Consider the following 4,713-nt stretch of genomic DNA (forward strand, 5'->3'; position numbering starts at 1 on the left):
GACCAGGATCGAGCGTGGTCCGCCCGCGAGCACCCCGTCGACGACGCGGCCGAGCAGGAGCAGCGGGAGCACCTGGAGGGCCGCCCCCGCCACCGTGGTGAACACGGTGGCGAAGGTCAGCCACGGCACCTCGCGGCAGTGTGCCGCGACCCAGCGGCCGGCCTCGCGTCCGCTCGTCGTGCGCAGGGTCGACGGGGCGACGCGCGTGGCGGTGGTGCTCACACCTGACCGGCCGACTTGACGAGTTCGTCGATGGCGTACGGCAGGGAGAGCAGGGTTCCCTGGGACATGGCCGCGCCGACGGCCGGGCCCTCGCTGTCGAGGAGGTAGGAGACCTTGCCGTTCTTGACCGCGTTCAGGTTGGTGAACAGCTGGAACTTCCTCAGGGCTTCCTGGTCCGCCTTGTCGGCGATGACGAAGATGCGGTCGACGTCGACGAGGTCCATGCGCTCCGGGGAGAGCGTGGTGTAGAACTTGCCGTCCGCGATCTTGTCGATCTCGGTCTGACCCTTGTAGCCGATGCCGGTCACCAGCCGGCCGCGCACGTCGGTGGTGGTGAACGGGGCCACCGAATCCTTGTACCAGGACAGCGGGACGGCGGTCTGGTTCGCGAATTCGGGGTGCGCCTTCCTGGCCGCGTCGAGCTTGTCCTGGATGCCCTTCACCAGTGCGGTGCCCTTGGCCTCCTGACCGAGCGCCTTGCCGATGTGGACGGCGTTGTCCTGCCAGGGAGCGCTGAACGGCTCCTTCTCGTCCTTGGTGCGGCCCACGGTGGGGGCGATCTTGGAGAGCTTCTCGTAGCCGGCCTCGTCGATCTCGGAGTACACCGCGATGATCAGGTCCGGCCGCAGGGCCGCGATCTTCTCGTAGTTCGGGCCGGCGTCACCGTTGTTCATGATGACCTCGGGGCGGCTGTCGCCCCACTGCTCCTTCACCCACGGCCACTGCGTGTTGATGTCGGGGGAGGTGCCCGGCGGGTTCGGGTACTGGTCGACCATGCCGACCGGCTTGATGCCGAACGCCAGGATGGCCTGGTCGTCGGTGTAGCCGACCGAGACGACCCGCTTGGGGGCCTTCTCCACCTCGGTCGATCCGAAAGCGTGCTCCACGGTGACCGGGAAGGCGCCTGCGGCGGCCGGGGCGTTGTCGCTCTTCTCGTCGGCCCGGTCCGCCGCATCGGAACCGCATCCGGCCAGAAGGCCGACACCGAGGGTCGCGGCGGACACTCCGGCCGCCAATCGCTGCCAGGGCTTCCTACGTGTCGATCGATGGAGAAGCATCCGCAATCCCTTGCTTTCGTGCCGTCCATTGCCGTTCCGCCCGAGGGCAGCCAAACCCTACCGCGCCCAAGTGAGGCTAGCCTAGCCTTACTTGCGACGTAACTTTGTTTGACCTAAGGGGTGTGCACGTGGGTTCGCCCGATGGGCACGATGAGCGGCCGGTCCCCGACCGGGTCGTCGATCACCTTGGCGCGCAGCCCGAACGCCTCGTACAACAACTCAGCGGTGATCACGTCACGGGGATGACCCTGCGCAAGGATCGAACCGGCCTTCATCACGATGAGGTTGTCGCTGTAGCGGGTGGCCAGATTGAGGTCGTGCAGCACCAGGACCACCGTGCATCCCGACTCGTGGAGGTCGTCCACGAGGTCGAGCACGTCGATCGCGTGTGCCAGGTCCAGATAGGTGGTCGGCTCGTCCAGCAGCAGCAGGTCGGTGCCCTGAGCCAGCGTCATCGAGATCCAGACCCGCTGCCGCTGTCCGCCGGACAGCGCGTCGACCGGGCGGTCGGCCAGGTCGGAGACCCCGGTCATGGCCAGGGCCCGCGCCACGACGTCGGCGTCGTCGGAGGACCACTGCCGCAGCCAACTCTGGTGCGGATGACGGCCCCTGGCGACGAGATCGGCCACCGTGAGCCCCTCCGGCGCCACTGGCGCCTGCGGCAGCAGGCCGAGCTTCCTGGCCACGTCCCTGGTCCTGAGCCGGCCGATGTCCTCGCCGTCGAGCACGACCGATCCGCTGGTCGGTTTGAGCAGCCGGGACAGGGTCCGCAACAGGGTCGACTTCCCACATCCGTTGGAGCCGATGATCGTGGTGATCACCCGCGGCGGGATCGAGACGTGGAGGTCGTCGATGACGACCCGGCCGCCGTACCCGACCGTGACCCCTCTGGCCGCCAGCCGTGCGGCCTCGTCCCCGTCCGACTCGATTTCGGCGATCTGCGTCACGGCCACAACTCCCCTTGCAGTAGGCATGTCTGAAAGGTCCGCGGGTCTGACGGTCCGAGGTCCGAGGTCCGGAGTCCGAGGTCCGGAGTCCGAAGGATGCCGGTCAGCGGAGGTTGGCCCGCACCAGCAGATGGACGAGGAAGGGACCGCCGATCACGGCGGTCACCACACCGACCGGGAGGGTGATCGGCAGTGCCGTACGGGCGACCAGGTCCGCGCCGATCAGCAGGAGGGCCCCGACCGTCCCGGAGGCCGCCATCGGCGGTGTCGGGCACTTCGCCAGCCGCATCGCCACCTGGGGCGCCACCAGCGCGACGAACGGGACCGGGCCGGCCGCGCTCACCGCCACGCCGGCCAGCAGCACCGCGCACAGCAGCAGTACCGCGCGCACCCTCGCGTACCGGACGCCGAGGCCCGCGGCCACGTCGTCACCGAGGTGCAGCGGCTTGAACTGGAACGCGACCACCGTCACGACGGCCATGAGGACCAAGGTGCACCAGAGCGCCACCCCCACGTCGTCCCACGAGCGGTTGTCCAGCGAGCCGACCAGCCAGGCCTGGGCCCGGGCGACGTCCCTGATGTCGGCCGTGACCAGCAGCCAGGTCGTGACCGCCTCCGTCACGGCGCTCACCGAAATGCCGATGAGGATGAGCCGGAAGCCGTCGATCCCGCGCCGCCACGCCAGGAAGTAGACGAGGAGACCCGTGCCGAGGCCGCCCGCGAGCGCCGCCCCGGACAGGCCCACGGAGTCGACGACCGCCGCGGCGGTCCCGCCCGACACCGTCACCAGGAACACCGCGACCGCGCCGGCGCCGCCGGTGATCCCCAGGATGTCCGGGCTGGCCAGCGGATTGCGCGCGATCGACTGGGTGATCGCCCCCGACACTCCGAGCGCGACGCCCACCACGAGACCGGCCAGGGCCCGCGGCATCCGCAGGTCCATGATCACGAACCTGTCGACCTGCTCGCCCCCGCCCAGGACCGTGGCGATCACGCGGAACAGGCCGATGGGGAAGTCCCCGACGCCGATGGACACGCAGAACACGAGGAAGGTCGCCGCAGCCAGCAGCAGCGTGACGCACACGACCCACGGCCGCCAGACGAACGAGACGGGGCCGAGCCGCACGCCCGGCGTCACCGCTGCCTTCACCTCGGTTCCGGTCATGCGCTCTTGAACTTTCCGCGCCACACCAGGGCCGCGAAGAACGGAGCCCCGAGGAGGGCCACGACGACCCCCGCGTCCAACTCCCCCGGCCGCACCAGCAGACGCCCCGCTATGTCGCAGACCAGCAGGACGATGGCGCCGAGCAGGCCCGCGTACGGCACCAGCCAGCGGTAGTCCGGCCCGGTCAGGTACCGGGCCATGTGGGCCACCATCAGGCCGAGGAAGGCGATGGGGCCGCACGCCGCCGTCGCGGCTCCCGCGAGGAGGGTGATGGCGGCGATGCCGACGGTCCGGCTCAGCACGATGTTCACCCCCAGCCCCCGCGCGACGTCGTCACCGAGGTTGAGCAGGTTGAGAGCGGGCAGTGTGATCAGCGCGAGCACCAGCCCGACGGCGATGAACGCGATCACGGGCCGGATGACGTCGAACCCGACACCGGCCACCGAGCCCGCGTTCCAGAAGCGCAGGGCGTTCAGCGAGGCCTTGTCGGACAGCGCTACCGCCGTGGTCATCGCGGCGAGGAACACCGTGACCCCTTGTCCGGCCAGTGCGAGGGTCAGCGGGTTGCCGGCCCCCCGGCCGATGCTCGCCAGCCCGAAGACGACGACGCCGGCGACCGCGGCGCCCAGGAAGGCGAACCACACGTACGGGAACGGGCCGGCGAACCCGAACAGGGCGATCACCAGCACCACGGCGAACGAGGCGCCGGAGTTCACGCCCAGCAGGCCCGTGTCGGCGATCGGATTGCGCGTGTACCCCTGGATCAGCGCCCCGCCGACCCCCAGTGCCACGCCCGCCACGAGCGCGAGCACCGTGCGCGGCACCCGTACGGTCCGCACGATGAGCCGTATCTCGGTGAGCCGCTGGTCAGGGTCCGGCGCCGACGACAACCCGCGCCACACCTCGGCGGGCGTCAGCGCCCGCGCGCCGACGGCCAGCGACACCACCATGACGGCCAGAAGGACCAGCACCAGGGTGACCGAGCCCACGACCCGCCGCCTACGGGCCTCCGTCACGCCCCTGGGCACAGGGCGTTCCACTGCGATCGCGCCCATGTCGCTCTACGTCATCCCTTCGGTCCACCGGGGGTGGCATGGCCGGTGGCGCCCGCCACCGCCCGGTCGGGTCGGCACACCGACGCAGCCTCGACCGGACTTAGGTAAAGCTAAGCTGATTCCACGGCGCGCTGTCGATAGACAAAACGGTCACGCGGGGGTGGCGAACAACCAACTCGCCCTTAAATATGCACTGTTGATCGATTAGGCAACCCTGTCCTTACTTCCTCTGGTCGATCGCGTGGAAACGCGCCCCGGCCCATGGC

4 protein-coding genes and 1 pseudogene are annotated in these 4,713 nt (G+C 69.8%); all 5 read right to left on the bottom strand.

Annotated features, from left to right (window positions below; genetic code table 11):
* Positions 1 to 222: pseudogene (locus ACWGIU_RS30180) on the bottom strand (ABC transporter ATP-binding protein); the annotation flags it as partial.
* Complete coding sequence (locus ACWGIU_RS30185) at positions 219 to 1,280, bottom strand: iron-siderophore ABC transporter substrate-binding protein (RefSeq protein WP_453711088.1); 1,062 nt, start codon at positions 1,278 to 1,280, stop codon at positions 219 to 221. The pseudogene ACWGIU_RS30180 and the gene ACWGIU_RS30185, both read right to left, overlap by 4 nt.
* Positions 1,281 to 1,393: 113 nt before the next feature.
* Positions 1,394 to 2,254, bottom strand: coding sequence for an ABC transporter ATP-binding protein (locus ACWGIU_RS30190; RefSeq protein ID WP_453711090.1), 861 nt, complete (start codon positions 2,252 to 2,254; stop codon positions 1,394 to 1,396).
* A 76-nt stretch (positions 2,255 to 2,330) separates the two neighbouring features.
* Complete coding sequence (locus ACWGIU_RS30195) at positions 2,331 to 3,392, bottom strand: FecCD family ABC transporter permease (RefSeq protein ID WP_453711092.1); 1,062 nt, start codon at positions 3,390 to 3,392, stop codon at positions 2,331 to 2,333.
* A complete protein-coding gene (locus tag ACWGIU_RS30200) occupies positions 3,389 to 4,447 on the bottom strand; it encodes a FecCD family ABC transporter permease (RefSeq protein WP_453711094.1) in 1,059 nt (352 codons plus the stop codon). Before ACWGIU_RS30200 ends, ACWGIU_RS30195 begins: the two co-directional genes overlap by 4 nt.
* Positions 4,448 to 4,713 lie beyond the last annotated feature (266 nt).

The organism is Streptomyces sp. NPDC054840 (assembly GCF_053611065.1).